General features: G+C 67.9%; 18 protein-coding genes. 6 read left to right on the plus strand and 12 right to left on the minus strand.

Annotation, left to right across the window (positions count from 1 at the left end):
- Nucleotide 1: 1 nt before the first annotated feature.
- On the plus strand, nucleotides 2-604 hold the full coding sequence (locus FF090_RS04550) for a chalcone isomerase family protein (protein ID WP_138855597.1): 603 nt from the start codon (nucleotides 2-4) through the stop codon (nucleotides 602-604).
- A 27-nt stretch (nucleotides 605-631) separates the two neighbouring features.
- On the opposite strand, the gene FF090_RS04555 is transcribed toward FF090_RS04550, so the two are convergent.
- The 8 genes from FF090_RS04555 to FF090_RS04590 form a co-directional block, all read right to left on the minus strand.
- Entirely contained in the window at nucleotides 632-2317 is a 1686-nt protein-coding gene (locus FF090_RS04555; RefSeq protein ID WP_310732988.1) for a hypothetical protein, read from the minus strand.
- A 425-nt stretch (nucleotides 2318-2742) separates the two neighbouring features.
- Nucleotides 2743-4695, minus strand: coding sequence for a hypothetical protein (locus tag FF090_RS04560; protein WP_246071509.1), 1953 nt, complete (start codon nucleotides 4693-4695; stop codon nucleotides 2743-2745).
- 23 nt (nucleotides 4696-4718) lie between these two features.
- Nucleotides 4719-6605 (minus strand): hypothetical protein, encoded by a 1887-nt coding sequence (locus tag FF090_RS04565; RefSeq protein WP_138855598.1) that lies wholly within the window; start codon nucleotides 6603-6605, stop codon nucleotides 4719-4721.
- A 221-nt stretch (nucleotides 6606-6826) separates the two neighbouring features.
- Entirely contained in the window at nucleotides 6827-8065 is a 1239-nt protein-coding gene (locus tag FF090_RS04570; RefSeq protein ID WP_138855599.1) for a Zn-dependent hydrolase, read from the minus strand.
- A gap of 11 nt (nucleotides 8066-8076) precedes the next feature.
- Nucleotides 8077-9525, minus strand: coding sequence for a dihydropyrimidinase (hydA, locus tag FF090_RS04575; RefSeq protein WP_138855600.1), 1449 nt, complete (start codon nucleotides 9523-9525; stop codon nucleotides 8077-8079).
- A 1-nt stretch (nucleotide 9526) separates the two neighbouring features.
- Nucleotides 9527-10942 carry an NCS1 family nucleobase:cation symporter-1 gene (locus FF090_RS04580; protein WP_138855601.1) on the minus strand — a complete coding sequence of 472 codons (1416 nt, stop codon included), beginning with the start codon at nucleotides 10940-10942 and terminating at the stop codon, nucleotides 9527-9529.
- A 726-nt stretch (nucleotides 10943-11668) separates the two neighbouring features.
- Nucleotides 11669-12979: an NAD-dependent dihydropyrimidine dehydrogenase subunit PreA gene (gene preA, locus FF090_RS04585; RefSeq protein ID WP_138855602.1), complete on the minus strand. Its 1311-nt coding sequence runs from the start codon at nucleotides 12977-12979 to the stop codon at nucleotides 11669-11671.
- Nucleotides 12980-12982: 3 nt separating this feature from the next.
- A complete protein-coding gene (locus tag FF090_RS04590) occupies nucleotides 12983-14344 on the minus strand; it encodes an NAD(P)-dependent oxidoreductase (protein WP_138855603.1) in 1362 nt (453 codons plus the stop codon).
- Nucleotides 14345-14452: 108 nt separating this feature from the next.
- On the opposite strand from FF090_RS04590, the gene FF090_RS04595 reads away from it, so the two are divergent.
- Nucleotides 14453-15097: a TetR family transcriptional regulator C-terminal domain-containing protein gene (locus FF090_RS04595; RefSeq protein WP_138855604.1), complete on the plus strand. Its 645-nt coding sequence runs from the start codon at nucleotides 14453-14455 to the stop codon at nucleotides 15095-15097.
- A 135-nt stretch (nucleotides 15098-15232) separates the two neighbouring features.
- The gene (locus FF090_RS04600; protein WP_175423525.1) at nucleotides 15233-17500 is read left to right on the plus strand and encodes an ATP-binding protein; all 2268 of its coding nucleotides are present in this window, start codon (nucleotides 15233-15235) and stop codon (nucleotides 17498-17500) included.
- Here FF090_RS04600 and FF090_RS04605 read toward each other — a convergent pair.
- Nucleotides 17497-18342, minus strand: coding sequence for an alpha/beta fold hydrolase (locus FF090_RS04605; protein ID WP_138855606.1), 846 nt, complete (start codon nucleotides 18340-18342; stop codon nucleotides 17497-17499). The two genes, FF090_RS04600 and FF090_RS04605, sit on opposite strands and share 4 nt — an antisense overlap.
- 119 nt (nucleotides 18343-18461) lie before the next feature.
- Here FF090_RS04605 and FF090_RS04610 point away from each other — a divergent pair, with 119 nt between their 5' ends.
- Entirely contained in the window at nucleotides 18462-19304 is an 843-nt protein-coding gene (locus FF090_RS04610; RefSeq protein WP_138855607.1) for a transporter substrate-binding domain-containing protein, read from the plus strand.
- A 25-nt stretch (nucleotides 19305-19329) separates the two neighbouring features.
- Here the strand turns inward: FF090_RS04610 and bla are convergent, their stop codons facing one another.
- A complete protein-coding gene (gene bla, locus FF090_RS04615) occupies nucleotides 19330-20259 on the minus strand; it encodes a class A beta-lactamase (RefSeq protein WP_175423526.1) in 930 nt (309 codons plus the stop codon).
- A gap of 97 nt (nucleotides 20260-20356) precedes the next feature.
- Here bla and FF090_RS04620 point away from each other — a divergent pair, with 97 nt between their 5' ends.
- On the plus strand, nucleotides 20357-21223 hold the full coding sequence (locus tag FF090_RS04620) for a LysR family transcriptional regulator (RefSeq protein ID WP_138855609.1): 867 nt from the start codon (nucleotides 20357-20359) through the stop codon (nucleotides 21221-21223).
- 35 nt (nucleotides 21224-21258) lie between these two features.
- Complete coding sequence (gene paeA, locus FF090_RS04625; RefSeq protein ID WP_138855610.1) at nucleotides 21259-22554, plus strand: polyamine export protein PaeA; 1296 nt, start codon at nucleotides 21259-21261, stop codon at nucleotides 22552-22554.
- Here paeA and FF090_RS04630 read toward each other — a convergent pair.
- Both FF090_RS04630 and FF090_RS04635 read right to left on the minus strand, forming a co-directional pair.
- Nucleotides 22535-23506, minus strand: a complete 972-nt coding sequence (locus tag FF090_RS04630) for a M14 family metallopeptidase (protein ID WP_138855611.1) — start codon at nucleotides 23504-23506, stop codon at nucleotides 22535-22537. The genes paeA and FF090_RS04630 overlap by 20 nt on opposite strands.
- Before the next feature lie 48 nt (nucleotides 23507-23554).
- Entirely contained in the window at nucleotides 23555-24196 is a 642-nt protein-coding gene (locus FF090_RS04635) for an SOS response-associated peptidase (RefSeq protein ID WP_138855612.1), read from the minus strand.
- Nucleotides 24197-24327: the final 131 nt, after the last annotated feature.

Consider the following 24327-nt stretch of genomic DNA (forward strand, 5'->3'; position numbering starts at 1 on the left):
CATGCCGACTGCTGTTTTGCGCCCCTTGCTCGCCCTCGCAGCCCTGGCCGTCTCGGGCACTTTGCCCGCCGCCGTACAGGCCCAGGAGGCGGTGCGGATTGAGTCCGCCACCTTCGAGCCTCATGTGCTGATGGTGGGTCACAAGCTGCGCTTGAATGGCGCCGGCCTGAATGGCAGCAATAAGGGCAATGCAGCCGGCCTGTATTTGGTGAAGTGGGCCCGCAGTACGGCCGAGGCGCTGGAAGCCCCCGGGCCGCGGCGCCTGCAGATCCGTTTCATCGAGCCGCAGGAAGGTAAAGCCTTCGGTGCGGCACTCTCGGGGGCGCTGCGCGCCAACGTGCCGGCGCAAGAACTGCCGGACTGCCTGCCCGGGCTGTTGCGCCTGGGCGAATTGCTGGCCACCCGCAAGACCCTGGCAGCGGGCGACGACCTGAACCTGGACTTCATTCCCGGGCAGGGCACTTTTGTGGACGTGAAAGGCCAGCGCATCGGCCAGATCGATTCCAAGCCCTTCTACGGCTGCCTGCTGCGCGCCTACCTGGGCGACAAGCCCATGGATGGGTCGCTCAAGACCGCGCTGCTGGCGGCGGGCAAGACCAAGTAAGCCCCAGGCCGCTGCCGCGCAGCGGCCTCAGAACTGCATCGGCCCGATGTACTCGGTGCCGTAGGCCAGGGCGGTCATGAACATGGAGCGGGGCAGCGAGTTCTTCACCACGCCGCCGTGGTACCAGTTCATCCACAGGGCCCGCACGCCGAGGTCGCGCACCGGCGGCATCTCGGCCGGGTTGTTGGGGATGCCGCCCAGTGCCAGGGGTTTGCTGCGAAACACCATGCCGGTGCGCTCGAAAACCAGGCGACCATCAAGCCAGGCGCGCAGCTCGCCGTCGGCCACATAGCCGGGTGCGGCGTCCATCACGGTATTGAGCTTGAGCTCGGTCTCGATGCAGTACCACTGGTTGGCGTAGAGGATGCCGCCCAGGCCGCCCCGCTGTCCCCACATGGTCTTGTCGGCGTTGTCGCCTGAGTAGTTGTGGCTGGCGGGTTGTTTCACCCCAAAGTCGAACAGATGGAAGCCCGGACGGATGCCGCCGTCGTTGGGGCCATTGGTGTCGGAGTCGCTGTCTTGCCAGGCCAGGCGCATCTGCCAGCCGCCGCCCCCACCCGACGAGCCGGTGGTGCCACCATAGGTGCTGGTGTGATCGGGCATGAGGCCGAACTTGCCACCCCAGTCCTCCCACTCGGGGCCTTTCTGACCGGCTTCCTTGTAGACCTGCAGGCGGTCCTTGGAGTTGCGCACATAGCGATCCCCCTCAGGGGTGCCGAGGCGGAAGTAGTAGCGCACGAAGATGCGCGGCAGGCGGCCGAACAGGGGTTCGGGCATGAAGATGGAGGCGTTGGCCGCGCCGGTGCCGGAGTAGCCGACCACCTCGCCGTCCTGGCTGACCTGTTTGGGCATGAACATGCGCAGCGCGCCCATACCGGACACCAGGGGTTGAAAGCCCTCACCCCGGAAGCTGGAGTCGACCAGGGTGGCCCAGTTGTCGATGTTGGCGGTGACGAATTTGCCCAGATGGCGGTGCGGCAGCTTGGTGGTGTCGGGCGTGCCGCCCCACAGCGCCGGATCGAACTCGCGCGAGGCGTAGGTGTTGATGGTGCCGCTGCCCGGGGCGGCGACATAGTCTTCAAGACGGCCGCCATCCGGATAGCGCTGCGCGCCGATGATGCCGCGCGCCTGCAGTATGTTGACATCCAGGCCCCCGGCTGATTGGGCCACGCCTTGTTGAACCGGATCGCGGTTGAGGGGTGGATCGGCCAGCATCACGGCAATGGTGCTGGCGCTGCCGCCGCTGTGTTGCACCACGGTGAGCGCCAGGGTGGCGGACTGGACGGCCTTGGTGGGCGGTGCGAACTCGATGAAGGCCGGCATCGGGAGTTCGGCCAGGGTGGCCTGTGGCAGGCCGGAGATGACCGGCGCGGTCAGGGTACAGGCCAGCGAAGCTTGGCTGCCATCGGTGTACCGAACCATCAGCGTGGGTATGCGCTCGCCCCCGGCCCATAGGCCCGCCATCTTGCGGGCCACGCCCAATGGGCGAAGGATGAAGGCGCACCAGCGCCTTTCGGTTTGCACCTTGCGGATCAAGGTGGTCAGGTCCACCTCGTAGCGCTTGACCAGGTCCAGTGGTCCGCTGTCGGTGACGATGCCGGCCCAGCCCTGATTGCCCCAGCGCACCCCGTTGGCATCCAGCCAGTCCCCACCCGCGCGGTCCCAGGTCCAACCCACATAACGATCGACAAACTCGGCCGTCGGCCCAACCAAGGCCCTGCGTTCTGCTCCGCCAGCGATGCGGGCGGGAATGACCGACCACGCCGTGCCTTGAAAAAGCAGGGATTGGCGGCTGCGATAGGGGGAGACCTCGCCAGGTAGAGGCAGTGGAGCCGGCGCTGGCGGCGGAACCGGCGTGGGTGCTGGCGCGGGTGCGGGTGACGGAGAAGGAGCGGGGGCCGGTGCCGGTGCAGGCGGCGGGACAGAAGGTGAAGCGGCGGGTTCGCTGCTTCCACCCCCCCCGCACCCGATCAGGCCCAGCGCGCCTCCCTGCAGGAGGACTGAACGGCGACTGGGCATGGACATGAGAACTCCAGAGGGCTGTCGAGGGCAAGGCAGCCGGGGCGGTGTGAATGGGCGGGATTCTAAAAAGGCGGAGGCCGGCCGCTGGCAAGCAATTGCGACAGAGGGCAGCGGCCTCAGAACTGCATCGGCCCGATGTACTCGGTGCCGTAGGCCAGGGCGGTCATGAACATGGAGCGGGGCAGCGAGTTCTTCACCACGCCGCCGTGGTACCAGTTCATCCACAGGGCCCGCACGCCGAGGTCGCGCACCGGCGGCATCTCGGCCGGGTTGTTGGGGATGCCGCCCAGTGCCAGGGGTTTGCTGCGAAACACCATGCCGGTGCGCTCGAAAACCAGGCGACCATCAAGCCAGGCGCGCAGCTCGCCGTCGGCCACATAGCCGGGGGCGGCGTCCATCACGGTGTTGAGCTTGAGCTCGGTCTCGATGCAGTACCACTGGTTGGCGTAGAGGATGCCGCCGAGGCCGCCCCGCTGTCCCCACATGGTCTTGTCGGCGTTGTCGCCTGAGTAGTTGTGGCTGGCGGGTTGTTTCACCCCAAAGTCGAACAGATGGAAGCCCGGACGGATGCCGCCGTCATTGGGGCCATTGGTGTCGGAGTCGCTGTCCTGCCAGGCCAGGCGCATCTGCCAGCCGCCGCCCCCACCCGACGAGCCGGTGGTGCCGCCATAGGTGCTGGTGTGATCGGGCATGAGGCCGAACTTGCCACCCCAGTCCTCCCACTCGGGGCCTTTCTGACCGGCTTCCTTGTAGACCTGCAGGCGGTCCTTGGAGTTGCGCACATAGCGATCCCCCTCAGGGGTGCCGAGGCGGAAGTAGTAGCGCACGAAGATGCGCGGCAGGCGGCCGAACAGGGGTTCGGGCATGAAGATGGAGGCGTTGGCGGCGCCGGTGCCGGAGTAGCCGACCACCTCGCCGTCCTGGCTGACCTGTTTGGGCATGAACATGCGCAGCGCGCCCATGCCGGGCACCAGGGGTTGGAAGCCCTCACCCCGGAAGCTGGAGTCGACCAGGGTGGCCCAGTTGTCGATGTTGGCGGTGACGAACTTGCCCAGATGGCGGTGCGGCAGCTTGGTGGTGTCGGGCGTGCCGCCCCACAGCGCCGGATCGAATTCGCGCGAGGCGTAGGTGTTGGTAAGTCCCGGCACCACGTAGTCCTCCAGCAGCCCTCCATCCGGATAGCGCTGTGCGCCGATGATGCCGCGCGCCTGCAGGATGTTCTCGTCCGTGCGCCCGGCCGTTTGCGCCACGCCCTGCAATATCGAATCGCGATTCAGCGGAGGGTCGGCCAGCATCACCTCGATGGCGCTGGCACCGCTGCTGTGCTGGACGATGGTGAGCACGAGCCGGGCGGATAGGACGGCCTGGGCCGGACGCTCGAACTCGAGGAATGCGGGCAGCGGCAGTTCGCTAAGTGCCGCCTGTGGCAGGCTGGTGATGGCGGGGGCGCTGAGAGTGCAAGCTAGCCAGGCTTCGCTGCCATCGATGTAGCGCACCCACAGGCTGGGCTGGCGGTCGTCGCCGGAAAACAAGCCACCAATCTTGCGCGCTACGCCCCGGGTGCGCAGCATCAGCGCGCACCAGCGGTTCTGCTTCTGCACCGCCTGCAACAGGTTGGTGAGATCGGCCTCGTAGCGCTTTACCAGGGTGAGTGGGCCGGTGGCGGTGACCATCGAGGCCCAGGGCTGTGAGCCCCAGCGCTGGCCCTGGGCATCCAGCCAGTCGCCGCCCATTCGGTCCCAGCGCCAACCGACGTAGCGATCGACGAACTCGGCATTGGGGCCGGCCTGGGTACGGCGCTCGCGTCCGCCAGGGATGCGGGGTGGGATGAGTGCCCAGGCGGTGCCCTGAAACAGCAGAGGCTGGGCGCTGCGATAGGGCGCGCGACCGGCTGGCGCGTCCTCAGCGGCCCAAGCGGCGCGGCGCGCCGCGTTCGGCCCGGATGAGCTCGCGCCGGCCAGCTTCGGTTCGAACGCAGCGGGCGCCGTGGCGTCGCCGCCGCCGCCACAACCCAGCAGGCTCAGGGCGCCGCCCTGGACCAGTAGCGCACGTCGATTGATGGGGTCCATATCGTTTCCTCGGTAATCGAAGCTCAAACCTGGGTCAGTACGCCCCAGATCAAGCCGAGGTAGCCCAGGACGGCCACGGTCTTGATCCATTCACGCAGCCGACTGCGCAGCAGCTTCATAAGGCCCCAGAGCAGCAGCAGCGGTCCCAGCACCCAGACCGCAGGGGCCAGCGGCGCACCCCAGCGGGTCAGCGGTGCGTGGCGATCGGCCAACGGTGCGGGGCCCGTCTCCACCTGACCGCCCGCGATGAAGCGGGCAATCAGGGGCCATGCCGCCTCCTCAACGCCGGCGCCATGCCCGCCGTGCAGGTGCTTTGACTGCGGCAGGCGCAGCAAGCGGGGGTGCTGATCGCTGAAACCGTGGTGGCCGGCCCCTCCAAGATCCTGGAGTTGGAGCGCCTCCAGTCCATTGGGAAAAAGGGCCACCACCCAGTCGGCATCGGCCGTCAGGTTGAGCAACTGGCCGATACGGCCCTGATCCAGCCAGTCGTGCCAGCGTTGATCGCTGCGCAGCACGCTGCCGGCCAGCAGCACGCGCTCGAATCGCACGGCTGGGTAGTCCCGCATGGCCTCTTTAAGCAGATAGCTGCCGTGGCTGTGGCCCACATAGCTGAAGCGCGCCTGCGGGAATCGCGCCTTGGCCTCGGTGTAGCGGTCCATCAGCCATTCCACCTTTTGTTGCCGGGCGCCGGGCTGAAGAAAGGACAGCATGGGGAAATAGCCGTAGCTGGAAACTTCCTGAGCGACACAGCGCGCGCCCGGGGGCAGGGCTTGGCACTCCGGAGTCTTTAGCAACTCGGCCTGTACGCGATGGGCCACACGCTCGGTCCAGAAGCCCTGATCGCGGATGCCATGGATGACGAAGATCACATGGCGGACGTTTGCGTCCCCTTGCTGGTGGGGGCGAGCCGGATGGAGATCGCTGGTGGGCGCGTCACCCAGCGCGCGCTGAAAGACTTCGCGGCGCTGGCGGGCCCAGGCTTCGGGAATGCTGTCGGAGGCCGCCATGTCGATGACATCGCGATGGCCCGAGTTCGGCACCTCCAGATAGACGAAATCATTGAGCGGATCGACGTTGTCGCTGGGCGGCACAAGATCGTCTCGGGTGCCCAGCAATTGCACCACCTTCGCCAGACCTTGCTGGTCTGCGGCGGCGAGCTGACTCAACGCCAGCCATTGCAGGCGCAACTGGCTGAGGAAGGCAGCGCCGCGATGGCCGGCCATCACGATGAAAGGATCAGTCCCGGCCGCCTGCGCCCAGCGCGCCAGCGTGACCCCGGCGCCATAGAGCAGACCATGGCCGAGATCCATATGGTGCGAAACCGTCCAGCCCCGGTTGATGCCGGCCATCAGCACGATGCGTCGGGTGGCCAGGGCCCACGGGCGGGCGGCCAGCAAGGGGGCGCCGCCGGCGGCGCGCAAGGCCGCGTCCAGGCCGGGTTCGGCCAGCGATGGGCCCAGGGCCGAGCCGCCGCGCCCCAGGACATAAAGCTTGCGTGCAAACAGGCTGCCCAGGCTGTGACCAACGATCACCAGCTCTTCATAGGCCTGGCCCTGGGCATTGCCTTGCAACCAGTGCTTGTCCAACTGACTCACCAACTGCGCCAGCACATCGGCTGGCTGCGCGCGCGACGTGCTGCTGAAAGGGAGCTTCGGCACCCAGACATCGCTGGGGGCCGCCTCGCGCAGGCTGCAGACCAGCGAACGCATGTCCTGCGGCTGACCGGTGAAGGCATGCAGCACCGAGGTCAGTCGCCGCGCCCCCGGCTGGCGTTGCAGACCGTCGCCGAGTGTCTGCGTGCCCAGACAGTCGGAGGTCGGCGTGGGGTTCGGTTGGTTGGCCCACCACAGGCCGGCCGCCACCAACAAGAGGCCGAGCACCCATGCTGGCCACCAGCGTCTGATTGACATCGCGCCTCCTGGTTTCAAGGAAGCCGCGAGGCTACCAGCGGGACGTGACGGCTTCTACTCAGCCCTGCCATGCAAGACATGGCAGGGCCTTCGAGAGGCGTCACCCAGGTCGAACTGGATGTTCGGCCCTTCGTGTGGACTCAGCCCAGAATCCTGCTCGGGCCACGCTCAGCCCAGCCATGCAAGACATGGCAGGGCCTTCGCGAGGCGTCGCAGGGTCCTCAGGACCCTGCTCGGGCCACGCTCAGCATGGCCTGCAGCAGCACATTGCAGCCGGCTTCGAGGTGCTCAGGCTGAGCATCCTCGATTTCGTTGTGGCTGATGCCGTCCTTGCAGGGGATGAAGATCATGCCGGCCGGGGCCAGCCGGGCCATGTAGACGGCGTCATGCCCGGCGCCGGAGACGGCGGGCATGTTGGAGTAACCCAGCTCGTCGGCGGCCTTTTGCACGGCGGCGATGCAGTCCGGATGGAAGGGCTGAGCCGGGTAGTTGGAGACCTGCTCGATCTGGATCGGCAGCCCGCTCTCCGCCGAGAGCTTGGCGGCCACGGCGCGGATGTCGGCGTCCATGGCCTCGCACAGCGCGTCGCTGGCATTGCGCAGGTCGATGCTGAACTTGACGCGGCCGGGGATGACGTTGCGGCTGTTGGGGTGCACCTGCACCATGCCCACAGTTCCCCTGCCGTGCGGAGGGTGGCGGTGCGCGCAGGCCACCACTTCTTGCATCAGCTTCGTGGCCACCTGCAGGGCATCGCGGCGCAATGCCATGGGCGTGGGGCCGGCATGGGCTTCCATGCCGGTGACGGTGCAGTCATACCACCGGATGCCCAGCACCCCGGTGACGACGCCGATGGTCTTGCCGTGGTCCTCCAGCACCGGGCCCTGCTCGATATGGGTCTCGAAGTAGGCGCCGATCGGGTGCTCGCCCGGCACCTCCGTGCCGATGTAGCCGATGCGCTCCAGCTCACCCTTGACGGTCTTGCCCCCGGTGTCGGTGGCGGCGTAGGCGTGCTCCAGCGTGAAGGCCTTGGCGAACACGCCCGAGCCCATCATCACGGGCACAAAGCGCGAGCCTTCCTCGTTGGTCCAGAAGGCCACCTCGATCGGGGCCTCGGTCTCGATGCCGTGGTCGTTGAGCGTGCGCACCACCTCGATGCCGGCCAGCACGCCGTAGTTGCCATCGAACTTGCCGCCGGTGGGCTGGGTGTCGATGTGGCTGCCGGTCATGATGGGCGGCAGGCTGTTGTTGCGCCCCGCGCGGCGCATGAAGGCGTTGCCGATCTGGTCGATGGTGACCGTCATGCCCGCCTCGCGGGCCCAGCGCAGCACCAGGTCGCGGCCTTGCTTGTCCAGGTCGGTGAGGGTCAGGCGGCAGACGCCGCCCTTGTCGGTGGCGCCGATTCTCGCCAGCTCCATCAGAGAGTCCCACAGGCGTTGGCCGTTGATGCGCAGCTTGTTCATCGCAATTCCTTTCAGCGGCTGACCGCGCTGGGGGCCAGATCCTGTGTGCGCTTGGTCACCGCCTGAAAGTTCGGTCCAAAAGCTGGGCGCTTCAAGTAGCGGCCGCGGCCGGCCTCGGCGCGCAGGTCGCCGTGGGCGAACACCACACGGCCCTGCGCGATGGTGTGGCTGGGAATGCCTTTGACCGTGCGGCCCTCGAAGATATTGAAGTCGCCCTTGCTGTGCTGGGTCTTGGCGGAGATCGTTTTCGTGCCCTGCGGATCCCACAGCACCAGGTCGGCGTCGGCGCCTTCAGTGATGACGCCTTTGCGCGGGTAGAGGTTGAAGAGCTTGGCGGTGTTGGCACTGGTGATGGCGACGAACTCGCTCGGGGTCAGCCGGCCCGTGTTGACGCCGGCGTCCCAGATCACCGCCAGCCGCTCCTCGATGCCGCCGCAGCCATTGGGGATCTTGGCGAAATGCTCGATGCCGGCGGCCTTCTGCTGCGCGCAGAAGGTGCAGTGGTCGGTGGCGGTGGTGTGCAGGCTGCCGGCCTGCAGGCCGCGCCACAGGAAGTCCTGGTGGATCTTGGGGCGGAAGGGCGGGCTCATCACGTGCGCGGCGGCGCGCGCGAAGTCCTTGTCGCGGTAGACCGAGTCGTCGATCAGCAGATGGCCGGCCAGTACCTCGCCATACACACGCTGGCCACGCGCCCGGGCGCGGGCGATGGCCTCAGCGGCCTCGATGCAGGACACATGCACGATGTAGATCGGCACGCCCAGCACATCGGCAATCGCAATGGCGCGGTTGGCGGCCTCACCCTCCACCATCGGGGGGCGCGAGAGCGGATGCCCCTCCGGCCCGGTGATGCCCATCTTGGCCACCTCCTGCTGCAGCAGGTAGACCAGTTCGCCGTTCTCGGCATGCACGGTGGGCATGGCGCCCAGTTCCAGCGCGCGGCGGAAGCTGTTCACCAGGGTCTCGTCGTCGCACATGATGGCGTTCTTGTAGGCCATGAAGTGCTTGAAGCTGTTCACGCCTTCCTCGGTGACGAGGGTGCCCATGTCGCGGCTGACGCCCTCGTTCCACCAGGTCACGGCCACATGGAAGCTGTAGTCGGCTGAACTCTTCTCAGCCCAGCCGCGCCAGGTTCGGTAGGCCTCCATCAGCGGCTGCTGCGGGTTGGGGATGACGAAGTCGATGATGGACGTGGTGCCCCCGGCCAGGCCGGCGGCCGTGCCGGTGAAGAAGTCGTCCATCGTCACCGTGCCCATGAAGGGCAGCTGCATATGCGTGTGCGGGTCGATACCGCCGGGCATCAGGTATTGGCCGCTGCCGTCCAGCACCTGACAGCCCGCCGGGGCCTCGCGCGCCGCGCGCTCACCCACGGCGGCGATGACGCCATCCACACAGAGCACATCGCCGGCGAACTCACGGTCGGCGTTGACGACGGTAGCGCCACGGATCAGCAAGGCAGTCATTTCAGTGGTCTCGTTTTGCGGTGAGGAAGTAGATGAGGCCGGCGACGCCCAGGCTGAAGAACCAGCCGAAGTCGAACAGACCGAGCAGCAGCGGCGGGAGGCCGTCTTTGGCAATGACGCCCGACACCGCCAGATAGCCCGGCAGACAGGGCAGCACGCCCAGCACAAAGGCGATCACGGCTCGTCCGTTCCAGCCGTTTGCGTACTCGTAGGCGCCGCCGCGCTGATATAGCTCGTCCACCTTGAGCGTGGCCTTGCGCACCCCGTAGTAGTCCACCAGCAAGATGCCGGCAATGGCGCCGAGCAGGGTGCCGTAGCCGCCCAGCCAGGTGAATAGATAGGCCCCCGAGGTGGCCAAGAGCTTCCAGGGCATGAAGAGCAGGCCGATGCCGGCGGCGATCAGCCCGCCCATGCGGAAGCTGATCTTGTCCGGCGCCAGCAGCGAGAAGTCGTAGCTGGGCGAAACCAGGTTCGCGGCCACATTGGTCGTCAGGTTCGCCAGCAGGATGACCACCAGGCCGATGCCGGCGGCCAGCGGGCCCATTTGCGTCAGCAGCCCGTCGGGGAACAGCTGGGCCTTGCCGTACAGGATCTGGCTGACCGAAAAGCCGATCACACCGACCAGCGAAAACAGCGCCATGGGCAGCGGCAGGCCGATGGCCTGGCCGGTCATCTGCTCGCGCTGGTTTTTGGCGAAGCGCGTGAAGTCCGGGATGTTGAGCGCCAGCGTGGCCCAGAAGCCGACCAGGCCGGTGAGTGCCGCCCAGGTTTTGGGGCCGCCCTCCACCACCTTGGCCGGCAGGCTGAAGATCTGGCTCGGCGACACGTTCATGAAGGCCCAGACGACCAGGCCGATGGAGGCCAAGATCATCAGCGGCGCGGCCACCACTTCGAGCAGACGGATGGATTCGAGCCCGCGCCAGATGAAGACCAGGTGCAGGGCCCAGAAGGCCATGAAGCAGGCGAACTGCGATGCGCTGATGGTCTCGCCCGCCGCCGGACCGGCGAGCGCAAAGCCCAGGGTGTTCAAGAGACCATGCAGGGCCAGGCCGCCGAAGTAGCAATTGATGGAGAACCAGCCGCAGGCCACCAGCCCGCGCAGCACGGCGGGCAGGTTGGCGCCCTTGACCCCGAAGGACGCGCGGGCCAGCACCGGGAAGGGGATGCCGTATTTGGCGCCGGCGTGGCCGATCAGAAGCATGGGTGCCAGCACGATGCAGTTGGCGATGAAGACCAGCCAGATCGCCTGCTGCCAGCTGAAGCCCTGGTCCAGCATCGAGCTGGCCATCGTGTAGGTGGGCACGCAGATGACCATGCCCACCCAGAGCGCCGCGTAGTCTTTGGCGGACCAGTGGCGTTGGGCTGCCGTGGTGGGTAGGAGGTCCTCGTTGGCGAGGCTGTTGGCCGACTCAGTCATCAGTGCATGTCCTTGCGGTTTGAAAGAGCCCGCCGGGATTTCGGCCCGGCGGCCGACCTACTTTCTTCGCTTCGCCGAAGAAAGTAGGCAAAGAAGGGCGACCCTGATGCGCAGCCCCAGCCTGCGGCTGGGGTGCCCGCCGCCAGCGCCAGAGGCGCTGTCCTTCGGCAGACATCAACAGCCCGCATGGGCTGTTGATGTCCGGCCACAGGTGCTCGCGCCTGAGGGCACGGGGCGGAACGCACTCCGTTCGCTGCGCTCACTGCGTTTGAACGGCCGCCCCGAGCCAGAAGTGGAAGTGCGCTGGCGCGCACGCCCTCAGTCGCTGTGCTTCTCGGCAGCGCATAGGGGACCCCGGGAAACGGAGCGGCCGGATGAAGTCCGGGCTGTTCGGCTGTTGGCTGTTTGGGGGGCCCCCTATGCCAAGCCGAGCAGCGCAAGGGCTTGGGGGAGCGCGCGCAGCGCGCCACGTGAACTGACTCGGCGCGGCCGTTCAAGCGTAGCGAGCTTGCGAGCGAAGCGCGTTCCGCGCCGCCCCCAAGGCCTGAGCAGCGCAGGGAACCCCTGGCGCAGCCAGGGGCGTAGGCATCGGGGGTCGCCTTTCTCTTTCCCCCTTTCTCTTTGGCGAAGCAAAGAGAAAGGGGTCGGGTGCAGGGGTGAAGCCCCTGCGGGCTGTACCGCGCCATCAAGCCCTCCCTATGACCTGATTGATTTGCAATCAGTTCATCACGAACCACATCCACTGCGCATCGGGTTATTCGCGTGGGTGGTCCAGTTCGCATACTCCCCGGACACCACCGCACCGGTACGCAGATCCACCTCGCCGGGCGCCACACGACGCATCGTGATCGTGTTCGGCACCGGGCAAATCGACACGCACAGATTGCAGCCCACGCACTCGGCCTCGTTGACCTCGAAGTGGCGGCGCCCATCCTTCATCGCGAAGATGGCCTGATGCGAGGTGTCCTCGCACACCACATGGCAGCGTCCGCATTGGATGCAGCTGTCCTGGTTGATGACCGCCTTCTCGACGTAGTTGAGATTGAGTTGGTTCCAGTTCTTCACCGAGGGCACGGCGCGGCCCTTGAAGTCGTCCAGGGTCTTGTAGCCCTGCTCGTCCATGAAGTTGGACAGGCCGTCGCAGAGGTCCTGCACGATCTTGAAGCCGTAGACCATGGCCGCCGTGCAGACCTGCACCGTGCCACAGCCCATGGCGATGAACTCGGCCGCGTCGCGCCAGGTGGTGATGCCGCCAATGCCCGAGATCGGCAGGCCGGCCGTCGTGGCGTCGCGCGCGATCTCGGCCACCATGTTCAGGGCAATGGGCTTGACCGCCGGGCCGCAATAGCCGCCATGCGAGCCCCAGCCGTCGGTGACCGGGTTCATCACCATGCGTTCCAGATCCACCCCCATCACCGAGTTGATGGTGTTGATCAGGCTCACTGCGTCCGCGCCGCCCGCTTTGGCCGCCCGCGCGGGGTAGCGCACATCGGTGATGTTGGGCGTGAGCTTGACGATCACCGGCAGTTTGGTGTGCGTCTTGCACCAGCCGGTGATGCGTTCGATGTACTCGGGCACCTGGCCCACCGCCGAGCCCATGCCGCGCTCGCTCATGCCATGCGGGCAGCCGAAGTTCAGCTCCACCCCGTCGGCGCCGGTGTCTTCCACCTGCACCAGGATGCGCTTCCAGGCCTGTTCGTCCAAGGGCACCATCAGCGAGACCACCATGGCCCGGTCCGGCCAGGCGCGCTTGACGCGGCGGATCTCGTCCAGATTGACCTGCAGCGGCCGGTCGCTGATGAGTTCGATGTTGTTCAGGCCCAGCACACGGCGATCCGGCCCCAGCAGGGTGGAGTAGCGCGGGCCGTTGACGTTGACCACCGGCGGGTCCTCGCCCAGGGTCTTCCAGACCACACCGCCCCAGCCCGCCTCAAAGGCGCGCACGACATTGATCTCCTTGTCCGTGGGCGGCGCGCTGGCCAGCCAGAAGGGGTTGGGGCTTTTGATGCCGAGGAAATTGCTGCTGATGTCCGCCATGGCTCAAGCTCCCTGCTTCATGAGGTCGGCGTGGATGGAAAGCGCGGCCTGTTTGCCATGCTCGACGGCTTCGACGGTGAGGTCGCGCCCGCCAAAGCGGCAGTCGCCGCCGGCCCAGACGCCGGCGCGGCTGGTGCGCCCCATTTCATCGGTCTTGATGCGACCGCCCTGCAGTTCGATGCCGGCCGGAGCCCCTTCGAGTGTTTGACCCAATGTCTGACCGATGGCGCGCAGCACCATGTCCGCCTGGAGCTCAAACTCTCCGCCGGTCTGCACCAGCTTGCCGCCCTCCAGGGCGGTGCGCGCGAAGCGCATGCCGGTCACCGCGCCATCGGCACTCAGCAGGGCTGCGGGTGCGGCCCAGTGGCGGATCGTCACCCCGTGCTGCAGGGCCCATTGCTGTTCCACTTCGGAAGCCGACATCGACTCCGCGCCGCGCCGGTAGACGATGCTGACCTCCTCGGCGCCCAAGAGCTTGCTTTGCACGGCAGCGTCCACGGCCGTCATGCCGCCGCCAATGACGACGACACGCCGGCCGACTGCCACCGTCTTGGGGTCGTTCTGACGCAGCTCGGCGATGAAGTCCACGGCGTCACGCAGCCCCGTCAGCGGCGGCTCATTCAGGCCCAGGGCATTCACGCCGCCCAGGCCCAGGCCCAGGAAGACGGCATCAAAGTCGTCCAGCAAGCCGCTGAGCGTGATGTCGCGGCCGATCTTTTGCCCGCAGCGCAGTTCGATGCCGCCGATGGACAGCAGCCAGTCGAGCTCTTGCTGCGCAAAGCCACCGGCCGTCTTATAGGTCGCCAGGCCGTATTCATTCAGGCCGCCGCCCTTGGGCCTGGCCTCGAAGATCACCACCTCGTGGCCCTGGCGCGCCAGGCCATGGGCGCAGGCCAGGCCGGCCGGGCCCGAGCCCACCACGGCCACCTTCTTGCCGGTGGCGGCTGCGCGCGTGAACAGCGCTGCCCCGGGTTTGGCGAAATAGGCGTCGGTGGCAAAGCGCTGCAGCGCGCCGATCTCCACCGCCTTGTGCTCGGAGGCGTTCTTCACGCAGGCCTGCTCGCACAGCACCTCGGTGGGGCAGACCCGTGCGCACATGCCGCCCAGCGGGTTGGCTTCCAGGATGGCGCGCGCCGCGCCGCGCACATTGCCCTGGGCGATGCGGGCGATGAAGCTGGGCACATCGATGCCGGTGGGGCAGGCCGTCTGGCAGGGCGCGTCATAGCAGTAGAGGCAACGCTCGGCCTCGATCTGCGCCTGCTGCGGTGTCAGCGTCGGGTGCGCATCGGCAAAGTTCTGCGCGTAAGCGGCCTCGGGCAGACGGTGGGCATGCAGGCCGCAGCGCGTCGGGTCGGAAGGGTTCATCGTCCGGGCTCCGTTCGGGAATGGCCGCATCTTTACTGATTGGTAAAAATAGCGCGCCCGGACAAACCCGCTCCGGGCTGGCCCTGCAGCGCCGACCACAATGCCGCCATGAGTGCCCTGATGCCCCTTGAGAGACCCGTGCGAGCGCCGCGCGCTGCGCGCATTGAGAAACTGCAGCTCATCCTGCAGGCCGCCGAGACCCAGTTCGCCCGCTATGGCTTTGAGGGCGTGTCGCTGGAGACCATTGCCAGCGAGCTGGGCCTGAGCCGCCAGAACCTGCTCTATTACTACCCGAGCAAAGAGGCGCTGTACGACGCCGTGCTCGACGATGTGTTGGCCTCCTGGCTGGCGGGCATGAGCCGCATTGGCCAAGCCACCGATCCCGAGCAGGCCATCCGCGATTACGTGGCCGCCAAGCTGCGTTTCAGCCAGGAGCGCCCCAGCGGTTCGGCGGTGTTCACGCGCGAGGTGATGGCCGGTGCGCCGCGCTATGCCGAACGCCTGCGCGCGCAGGTGTTGCCGGTGCTGCGCGCCGATGTGCAGGCCTTCGAGCGGTGGGCTGACCATGGTCTGATTCGACGCCTGGACTTCACCCACCTGATGTTTCTGCTGTGGGCCAGCACCCAGGCCTATGCCGATCTGGCGCCGCAGTTCGCGCTGCTGTTGGGCAAGCCGGCGCTGGAAAGCCAGGACTACAAGGCAGCGCAGGCGCTGATCACTGAGATGCTGCTGACCGCGCTCAAGCCGATCTGAAGACGCTGATGACCCTCGCTGCCACGCTTCACAAGTCCAAGGCATAGCGCCGAACAAGCGATGGACGAGTCGTCACCTTCATCGCCCCCGCCTCCGCACCGTGCGCCCGGTGGGCGTTGGCGTGACCGAGGCCTGTTGCTGCTGACACTCGTCTTTGGCCTGGGTGTCAGCGCCCTGGGCCATGGCTCGATGCGGGACGCCGAGGCCCTGCGGCAGCAGGAGCGCAGCAGCGCTGCGGCGCGCGAAATCGTGAGTCAGGTGGAGCGTGAGTTGACGCGCACGGTTGAGGCGGTGCGCAACGCCGGCCTGATGGTGCAAAGCCATGACCAACTGCCGCGCGGCAGTTTTGTGCGCTATGCGCAACAGCTTGCCGTGGCCCTGCCTCCCATCAGCCTGCTGGAGTGGCAACCGGTGGTGCAGCAGGCCGATCGAGAGACCTTCGAGCGCGAGGCCCGGGCTCAGGGCTTGGCGCACTACCGCATCGTCGAGCCCGATGCATCGCAGACGCAGTGGTCGCCCGCCCCGGTGCGCGACCACTATGTTCCGGTGCTGTTTGCCTGGCCCGAGGCCGACGCCCCGCTGGGCTACAACCTGGCCCCCGATGCCATGCGCATGGCGTCCAAGCTGCAATCGGCCCGCCTGGGTCGGCCGGTGGCTTCGGTCAGCTTCCCGCTCATCAAACGCGCCATCCAGGGGCCGGCCATCAAGGGCTTTGCCATCAGTACCGCGGTCAAGGCGCATGGACCCGACGCGCCCGAAGCGGTGCGGGGCTATTTGGCCGCTGTCATCGAGCTGCCGGCCCTGCTCCAGGCCGTGGGCGAGCAGGCCCAACGCGCACACATGAATCTATGGGTGTTTGAAGGGGATGAGCCGCGCGGGGCCCTGCTGTATACGAACCGGCCGGCGCAGCAGCCGGCCACCACCGGGGCGGCCCTGACGCTTGAGCGGCGTCACACCGTGAACGTGGCGGAGCGCAGTTGGAGCTTGCTGCTTCAGCCCCAGGATGCCTTTTTGGGCCGGGCGGATCGGCAAGCCCAGGGCCTGCTGGTCTTGGGCCTGTTGGCCACCGCCTTGCTCACTTATGCCCTTTGGCGCGCACAGCGCGAACGGGCCGCCGCCCATGCCTCGCAGGAGACCATGCGAGGCGAGCGGGAGCGACTGGCCAATGTGTTGGACGGGACCCAGGCCGCCACCTGGGAAGCGGACTTGATCCACCGGGTCTACCACGTCAACACGCAGTGGCAGCGCCTGGGCGGGCACGAGCCCGGCAGCTACCGGCCCGGGCCGGACTACCACTGGGAGCAGGACTGCCACCCTGAGGACATCCCACGCGTGCGCCAGGCCCTGGAACGGCATTTCAAGGGCGAGGCCGAGCGTTATGAGATCGAGTACCGCCATCGCCACCTGACGCGAGGCTGGGTCTGGGCCCAGGCGCGTGGCAGGTTGCTCGCGCGCACTCCCGAAGGCCTGCCTTGGATCATGGCCGGAACCCTGCTGGATATTGACGCGCGCAAGGCGGCAGAGGCCCGCATCCTGGAGCTCAACAGCACCTTGGAAGCCCGGGTGGCCGAGCGGGGTGCGGAGTTGGAGCGGGCGCTGGAGGCGCTGCGCGAGTCGCGCGAGGAACTGGCCCATGCCGATACCCGCGCCACCTTGCACACAGTGATGGCCAGCGCCGCGCACGAACTGCAGACCCCCTTGGGCAACAGCTTGATCTGCACCCAGAACCTGGTGGATCAGACGCGTGAATTTGAGGGGCGACTGGCCGCTGGCGACTTGCGTCGCAGCGAGCTGCGCCACTTCGTGGATCAGGTGGGCGACAACGCCAGTCTGGCGGCCCGCAATCTGGCCCGGGCGGCCGAGCTGGTGGATCGGTTCCGCCAAGTGGCCGCCGATCAGGGCAGCGAGCAGCGCCGGGTGTTCGACTTGGCCACTCTGGTGGAGGAGTTGATCGACACCTTGGCCCCGACCCAGCGCCGCCTGCCGCACCGGGTGGAGTGCGCGATTGCCCCCGGCATCGCAATGGACAGCTACCCCGGGCCGCTGGGGCAGGTGCTGATCAATCTGATCAACAACGCCAATCTGCATGCATTTGGGCCGGAGCAGGCCGGACTGCTGCGCATCGAGGCGCAGCCTGAGGCGGATGGGGTGCTGATGACCGTGCGCGACAACGGCCGGGGGATGGACGCGACGACCTTGAAGCGCCTGTTCGAGCCCTACTTCAGTACCCGCATTGGCGCCGGGGGTACGGGGCTGGGCATGACCATCGTGGACACCCTGGTGCGCAAGACCCTGGGCGGGCAACTGGCGGTGCACAGCGAGGTGGGCGTGGGCACCGTCGTCACCCTGCGATTGCCCCGGCGCGCGCCCGAGCGGCCCGCGTCGAACCCAGCCGCGTCCTAGGCCGCGATGAATTCGCGCAGCACCCGCAGCGTGGTCTGCGGGTCGTCGCGCCAGGGGCCGTGGCCCACGCCGGGGAAGCGATGGAAGCGCACCCATTGGGCTGGAAGTGCCGCCACGATCTCTTCGGCGTCTTCGATGGGCGTCACCGGGTCCTGCTCACCGGCCATCACCAGCACCGGGCACTGGGCCTTGGCCAGGCCGGGGCGCAGGTCCATGGTCTGCTGCTCGCCGCCGGCGCTCTCAAACAGGATCTCGGGCCGAAACACCATCCAGCCTGAGGTATCGGTGTCTTTGGGGCGGGTGTTGTAGAGGTGGCGGCAGTGCTGCTCATAGAGCGCCCAGGTGGCGGCATTGGGCTGGCCCCAGAAGGCCGCGCTGGCGGCGCCGGCCTGCGGTCCGCCCAGGCGCTCGAACCAGGCGTTCTTGCGCGCCAGCCCGAAGTGGTGTGAGGTGCTGGAGAGGATCACCGCCCGCGCATGCGCGGGGTGGCGCTCGATATAGCGCTGCGCCACGAAGCCACCAAAGCTCTGGCCCAGCACGATGGGCTTTTCGATGCCGAGGGCCGTACACAGCCGCACCACATCGTCGGCAAAGGTGTCCAGGGTCCACTCGCTCGCCGGCCGCGTGTCGCTGCGGCCATGGCCGCGCTGGTCGTAATAGACGATCTGCGCCAGGTCGGCCAGCTGCGAGAAGAAGGGCCGAAAGCCCGTGTGATCAAAACCCGGCCCGCCGTGGATCAACACCAGGGTGGGCTTTTCACGCAACCGCGGCCCATCAGGCACCCAGCCCAGACCTTCAATGTCGACGAACAGACGGACATGGGGTTCGATGGCGATGCGCATAGTGGGGCGGGTGGTGGCAAGGGCTGAAGTGTCTCAGCCTGGGGCGGCTGAGGCGGGTTGTTGCGGGGGCCTTTGGGTCAGCGCTGGGCGTACAAAGCGAGCTGAACCGAGTACATGCCATGTCACCTCGATCGCCCCGATTCGCATCCGGCATCGCCGGGTTCTTGCTCATGCTGGCTGCGGGCGCTCACGCGGGCTGCTCGCGCGAGCTCCTGGTGCCGGTGTCGGCGATGGGTCTGATGGTGACGGTGCAGCAGGATCGGGTCGGCGGTGCCTTCGTTGAGCTGCTCAATGATGTGGGGCGTCAGGCGGGCTGCACGTTCCGCTTCCAGCCCGTGCCGCGCGCCCGGCAGGAAATGCTCTTCCTGGCGCGGCGCTCGGACTTGCTGCTGCCGGCGCAGCGCACGGAGCTTCGCGATCCCTTTGGGCAGCATGTGGCCCTGCTGCAGGTGCGCCCTACCTTGGTGGCCTTGCGTCCGTTGCCACAGGCCGTGACCACGGCCGCGAGTCTGATTGCAGAAGGCAGTTTGCGTGTGGCGGTGCTGCGGGGCGTGGACAACGGGCCGGCCTATCGTGAGCTTCAGAGCCAGCTGAAGCAACGCGATCGACTGGTCGTTGAGGCGGATGTCGTCGGCGTGGTGCGCGCGCTGCGCGATGGTCTGGCCGACGCGGCCTTGATGAATCCTGTGATCCTGCAGGGTCAGCTCATGCAAGCGGAACAGGCTGAGTTGCGCACGTTGGCGCGGCAGCTCAGTGCCAGGCCCTTGGCGGAGCTGGACTGGCAGCCGTCGGGCATCTATCTGGCGCTGGAGCCCCTGGGTGGCGCCGATCGCCAGTTGCTGGCGCAGGCCTTGGGCAGTACCGGCGCGCGCCAACGGCTTTGGCGCCTGCTGCGCGAGCGCTATCCGGGGCCGCTGCTGGAGGCGGGCTACCGCCCCATCCCGGACGGCGCTGCCCACTGAGCATGGGCCGGCGGCGCTGCGTCGCTCAAGCGGCTCCAGCTTGAATCGCCCGCCCCGCCAAGCGCCCCACCTCCGCCAGCACCGCCTTGAAGTCCTCGCGGATGTGATCGCTGCCCTGCGCCGGGGCGGCGTAGTAGGCGCTCAGCACCCAGGGCGTGCGGCCGGGCGGCCAGATGACGGCCACGTCGTTGATCTGGTCGGGCATGCTCGGGTGCAGGCCGGTGCCGGTCTTGTCACCCACCACCCAAGCTTCGGGCAGGCCGGCGCGCAGGCGGTCCAGGCCGGTTTCGGTGTCCTTCATCCAGCGCTGAAGGCGCGTGCGGCTGGCCGGTTTCAGCACGTCGCCCAGCACCCAATGCGCAGCGCTGCGGGCCATCGCGGCGGGGCTGGTGGTGTCGCGCACTTCGCCGGGCGGCACGCGGTTCATCTCAGGCTCCCAGCGGTCGATGCGGGTCACGGCGTCGCCTTGCTCGCGCAGGGCCTGAGTCAAGGCGGCCGGCCCGCCCAGGCGGCGCAGCAGCAGGTTGGCGGCCATGTTGTCGCTGGTCTTTTGCGTCGCCTCGGCCAGTGCGCCGAGCACCATGCCGCCGTGCTTCTTGTGCGCCTGGGTCACAGGCGCGTGGGGCACCCACGGGGTGCGACCAAAGGCCTGCCAGTCGTGCAGGCGCAGCCGCCCTTGGTCGGACTGGCGCAGCACCTCGGCGGCCAACAGCAGCTTGAAGGTGGAGCACAGCGCGAAGCGCTCGTCCAGGCGGTGGCCGCTCACGGCGCCGCTGGCGGTGTCCAGCAGGGCCACACCCAGGCGGCCGCCGTGCTGCTGCTCCAGGGCCGCCACGGCGGTGCTGAAGGCGTCGGTCGCTGCGCGGGCGGGGCCGCCCATGCCGGTGAGGCCGACCAGCCCCAGGCCGGCAGCGGTTGTCAGCCATTGGCGGCGCTTGCCCATAATTTGATTCATCGATTTCCCCCGGGGGAGTTGGCGAGGAGGCGGATTCTTCCCATGAGGATCCCGCCGCGCCAACGAGACTTTTTGTGGGGCTGTATTAGTTTTTCTCATGAATCTGCATCCCTTCTCGCTCAACGCCCTGCGCGCCTTCGAGGCCGCGGCGCGGCTCTTGAGCTTCACCCAGGCGGCCAAGGAGTTGTGCGTCACCCAGGCCGCCATCAGCCACCAGATCAAGACCTTGGAGGGGCAGCTCGGTCGTGCGCTCTTTCTGCGTGGCCCGCGCAGCCTGCAACTGACGGACGAGGGCCTGCTGCTGGCCCCGGCCCTGCGCGCCGCCTTCGAAGCCATGGCCCAGGCCCTGGACCGGGTGCGCGAGGCCGGGCCGCCCGAGGTGCTGAGCCTGGGCGTGGTGGGCACCTTCGCGCAAGGCCTGCTGCTGGAGCGCCTGGGTCGCTTTGAGGCCTTGCATCCGCGCATCGAGCTGCGGCTGCAGACGCACAACAACCGCATGGATCCCACCAGCGAGGCCCTGGACGCCACCATCCGCTTCGGCGACGGGCTGTGGCGCAGCCAGGCGGCAGTCAAGCTGCTGGATGCGCCGCTCAGCGCGCTGTGCAGCCCGGCCTTGGCGGCCGGACTCACGCGGCCCGATGAGCTGCGGGGGCGCACGCTGCTGCGGTCCTTCCGCGCCGGCGACTGGGAGGCCTGGGGCAAGGTCGCCGGGGCCGGGCCTTTGCGGGCGCGCGGGCCGCAGTTCGACAGCTCGGTGCTGATGGTGCAGGCCGCCCTGCAGGGCCTGGGCGTGGCGTTGGCGCCGCCGCGCCTGTTCCAGCGCGAGCTGCGCCTGGGCCAGCTGGTGCAACCCTTTGCCGCCACGGTAGACACCGGGGCCTACTGGCTCTGCCGACCCAGCAGCCGGCCGGCCTCGGCGGCCCTGCAGGCTTTCGAGACCTGGCTGCGCACCGAGCTCGGCTGATACTGGAGCCCTCGCAAGCCTTTGCACCAAGGACATTGCCCTTGCTCAGCAGCCTGATCCTCATTGCCCTGCTCATCGCCGCCTCGGCCTTTTTCGCGATGGCCGAGCTGTCGCTCGCGGCCTCACGCCGGCTCAAGCTGCAGCAGCTGGCCGATGAGGGCGAGGCGCGTGCCGCGCGGGTCTTGCAAGTGCAGGAGCAGCCGGGTCACTACTTCACGGTGATCCAGATCGGGGTCAACACCGTGGCCATCCTGGGCGGTGTGGTGGGCGAGGGCGCGCTGACGCCTTATTTCGACGCCCTGCTGCGGCCCTGGCTGGGCCCGGAGCGCGCGGCCCAGGCGGGCTTTGGCCTGTCATTCGCGCTCGTGACCACGGCCTTCATCGTGCTGGCCGATCTGCTGCCCAAGCGCCTGTCCATGAACGAGCCCGAGCGCGTGGCCATGAAGCTGATCGCGCCCATGGCCGCGCTGACGCTGGCGCTGCGCCCGCTGGCGGCGGGCTTCAATGCGGTGGTGGATGCGTTGATTCGTTTGCTGGGCCGGCCCGAGCGGCCGGACAACCGCATCACCGCTGGCGACATCCTGGCCCTGACCGAGGCCGGCCACGCCGCCGGCGTGGTGGCGGATGCCGAGCAGCAGGTGATCGAGAACGTGTTCGAGCTCGACACCCGCACGGTGGAGAGCGCCATGACCTCGCGCGAGCGCATCGTTTACTTCGCGCTGGACGACGACGAGGCCCTGGTGCGCACCCGCATCGCCGAGTCGCCGCATTCCACCTATCTGGTGTGCGAAGACGAGATTGACCGGGTGGTGGGCTATGTGGACGCCACCGATCTGTTCCAGCGCGTGCTGCGCAACGAGCCCATCAGCTTCCGCGCCGACCCCAGCCTGATCAAGCGGGTGTTGATGGTGCCCGACCGCCTGACCCTGGGCGAGGTGCTGGGTCAGTTCCGCCAGGCGCACGAGGACTTTGCGGTCATCGTCAACGAATACAGCCTGGTGGTGGGCGTGATCACGCTCAACGATGTGATGAGCACGGTGATGGGCAGCCTGGTCAACACGGCTGATGAAGAGCAGCAGATCGTGCGCCGCGAGGACGGCAGCTTCCTGGCCGATGGCATCACGCCGGTGCCTGATCTGCAGCGTGCGCTGGGCCTGGATGAGATGCCCCATGCCGGCCAGTACGACACCCTGGCCGGCTTCCTGATGGTGATGCTGCGCCGCATCCCCAAGCGCACCGATGCGGTGGAGTGGGGCGGTTGGCGCTTTGAGGTGGTGGACGTGGACAGCCACCGCGTGGATCAGGTCATGATCACGCGGCTGCCTGCCTGACTCTTTCCTTCAGCAGATAGTCGATCGCGGCGTTGATCGTCGCGACCTGCGCGGCGTTGCACTGCGCCGGGCTGGCCGTGGCGCTGTCGGGGTAGACCTCGGTGGTGCTGACCCAGCGCGCCGCCGTCATGCTGCCGCACAGGCCCAGTTCGCGTTTGGCGTAGTGGATGACGCCCGGCTGCTGCAGCGGCGCCCCGATCAGGCAGCCGTCGGCGTCAGGCTTGGCGATGTGGGTGACCTGGGCCACGGCGGCAATCAGCGCGGCCTGGAACGCGGGCTCCGGGCGTTCGCCGTCGGCCACCAGGTAGAAGCCGTCCGGGATGGCATGCCACTCGAAGGCCAGACCATCGCGGGCGGCCTTGGCCGGGCCGAACTCGCTGGCGTCGGTGTCGGTGGTCTCGTGCAGATCGATGTGCAGGTCGATTTGGGGGCCATTACGCGGCGCCTGGGCCGCCACGCAAGCCATGGCCAGGGCCGACTCCTGCGCCGGGCTGTCGGCCCGGAACTGCCGGTTCGGGTCCAGGGCTTCGGGGTTCCAGCGGTTGATGGTTTCATAGCCCCAGGGGCTGATGGCAGGCAGCAGCAAGAGGTTCACCGCCTCGGCGTGGCGCGCAAAGTCCTCGCGCAGCCACTGCAGCGCGCCCTGCACGCCGCTGGTCTCGTAGCCATGCACGCCACCGGTTACCAGCACGGTCGGGCGGTCGGCGCGCCAGTCGCGGCTGCGCACGGCCACCAAGGGGAAGACGCCCTGGCCCAGCGCGCGGTAGTCCAGCTGGCCGTACTCAAAAACTTCCGCCTGCGCCGGCAGCGTGGCGCGCAAGGGGGCAAGCACCTCCTGCTCGTAACTGCGCTGGCGGCGCTGGTTCGCCAGCCAGGCGGCTCTTTCGGCGGCGCCCCAGGGGGTGCCGGGGGTGCCGATGGGATAGGGGGGCAGGGGGGCTTGAGAAGTCATGGGGATGGACGGAAGAAAAAGGGCTTTGGGCGCCGCGCGCGGCAAGGCTCAGAGGGGCTGTCCCACCAGGCCGGCATCATCCGGCGCGCGCAGCAAGGCGGTGGCTTGGTCCAGCGGCGCGTGCAGCCAGCGGTCCAGGTCCTGCGGTTCCAGCACCACCACGCTGCGCTTGTCCTGGGCCTCGGGGGGGAGCTTGGGGTCGGGCTTGTGCATGCGGCGCATCAGAGGGTGGTGGTCGGCATTCACCGTCAGCATGGTGTAGACGGGGATGCGCGCGCCGCTGCTCGGGTCGATGGCCGTGCTCCACAAGCCGGCCAGGCTCAGGGGCTCGCCGTCGGCGCGCCGAAAGCGCCACCACACGCAGCGCCCGCTCTCCCAGCAGGGCTCGTCAAAGCTCAGGGCAGGGATGATGCAGCGCTGGCCCTGGGCCCAGGGGCGGCGTGAAGTGGCGCGGGTCTCGACGCCCTCGCGCCGTGCGTTGCTGGTGGCGTAGCGCTTGTCAAAGGGCAGCAGGGCCCAAGGCCCGACGAGCAGCTCGCGCGCCAGTTCCGCCTGCTGGGCCGCGCGGATGAAGGGTCCGTTCTGGCGCGGAAACACCTCAGCCGGCCAGAGTGCGGGCGGGTTGTGGCGGCCGATGTGCCAGAAGCGCTCCAGCGCGGCCATGTCGGGGGGGATGTAGCGGGTGCACATGGGCGTGCATTCTGGTCTGCCATGGGACGGGGCAGGCGCTGCGCCGCGCTCTGTCACTGGGCCTTCATGGCCTTGACACCCACGCTGCCTAGGCTGCGCAGCGTCGCGGCGTGGACCGCATTCCTCTCTTC

Origin of the sequence: Inhella inkyongensis, assembly GCF_005952805.1 — a bacterium.
GTDB classification, from domain to species: Bacteria; Pseudomonadota; Gammaproteobacteria; order Burkholderiales; family Burkholderiaceae_C; genus Inhella; species Inhella inkyongensis.

Bases quoted from the DNA above. Each gene is read 5' to 3' on its own strand.
- FF090_RS04550 (WP_138855597.1), top strand. From the start codon at position 2: ATGCCGACTGCTGTTTTGCGCCCCTTGCTCGCCCTCGCAGCCCTGGCC.
- FF090_RS04560 (WP_246071509.1), bottom strand. From the start codon at position 4,695: ATGGACCCCATCAATCGACGTGCGCTACTGGTCCAGGGCGGCGCCCTG.
- FF090_RS04565 (WP_138855598.1), bottom strand. From the start codon at position 6,605: ATGTCAATCAGACGCTGGTGGCCAGCATGGGTGCTCGGCCTCTTGTTG.
- FF090_RS04570 (WP_138855599.1), bottom strand. From the start codon at position 8,065: ATGAACAAGCTGCGCATCAACGGCCAACGCCTGTGGGACTCTCTGATG.
- hydA (WP_138855600.1), bottom strand. From the start codon at position 9,525: ATGACTGCCTTGCTGATCCGTGGCGCTACCGTCGTCAACGCCGACCGT.
- FF090_RS04580 (WP_138855601.1), bottom strand. From the start codon at position 10,942: ATGACTGAGTCGGCCAACAGCCTCGCCAACGAGGACCTCCTACCCACC.
- preA (WP_138855602.1), bottom strand. From the start codon at position 12,979: ATGGCGGACATCAGCAGCAATTTCCTCGGCATCAAAAGCCCCAACCCC.
- FF090_RS04590 (WP_138855603.1), bottom strand. From the start codon at position 14,344: ATGAACCCTTCCGACCCGACGCGCTGCGGCCTGCATGCCCACCGTCTG.
- FF090_RS04595 (WP_138855604.1), top strand. From the start codon at position 14,453: ATGAGTGCCCTGATGCCCCTTGAGAGACCCGTGCGAGCGCCGCGCGCT.
- FF090_RS04605 (WP_138855606.1), bottom strand. From the start codon at position 18,342: ATGCGCATCGCCATCGAACCCCATGTCCGTCTGTTCGTCGACATTGAA.
- FF090_RS04610 (WP_138855607.1), top strand. From the start codon at position 18,462: ATGTCACCTCGATCGCCCCGATTCGCATCCGGCATCGCCGGGTTCTTG.
- bla (WP_175423526.1), bottom strand. From the start codon at position 20,259: ATGAATCAAATTATGGGCAAGCGCCGCCAATGGCTGACAACCGCTGCC.
- FF090_RS04620 (WP_138855609.1), top strand. From the start codon at position 20,357: ATGAATCTGCATCCCTTCTCGCTCAACGCCCTGCGCGCCTTCGAGGCC.
- FF090_RS04630 (WP_138855611.1), bottom strand. From the start codon at position 23,506: ATGACTTCTCAAGCCCCCCTGCCCCCCTATCCCATCGGCACCCCCGGC.
- FF090_RS04635 (WP_138855612.1), bottom strand. From the start codon at position 24,196: ATGTGCACCCGCTACATCCCCCCCGACATGGCCGCGCTGGAGCGCTTC.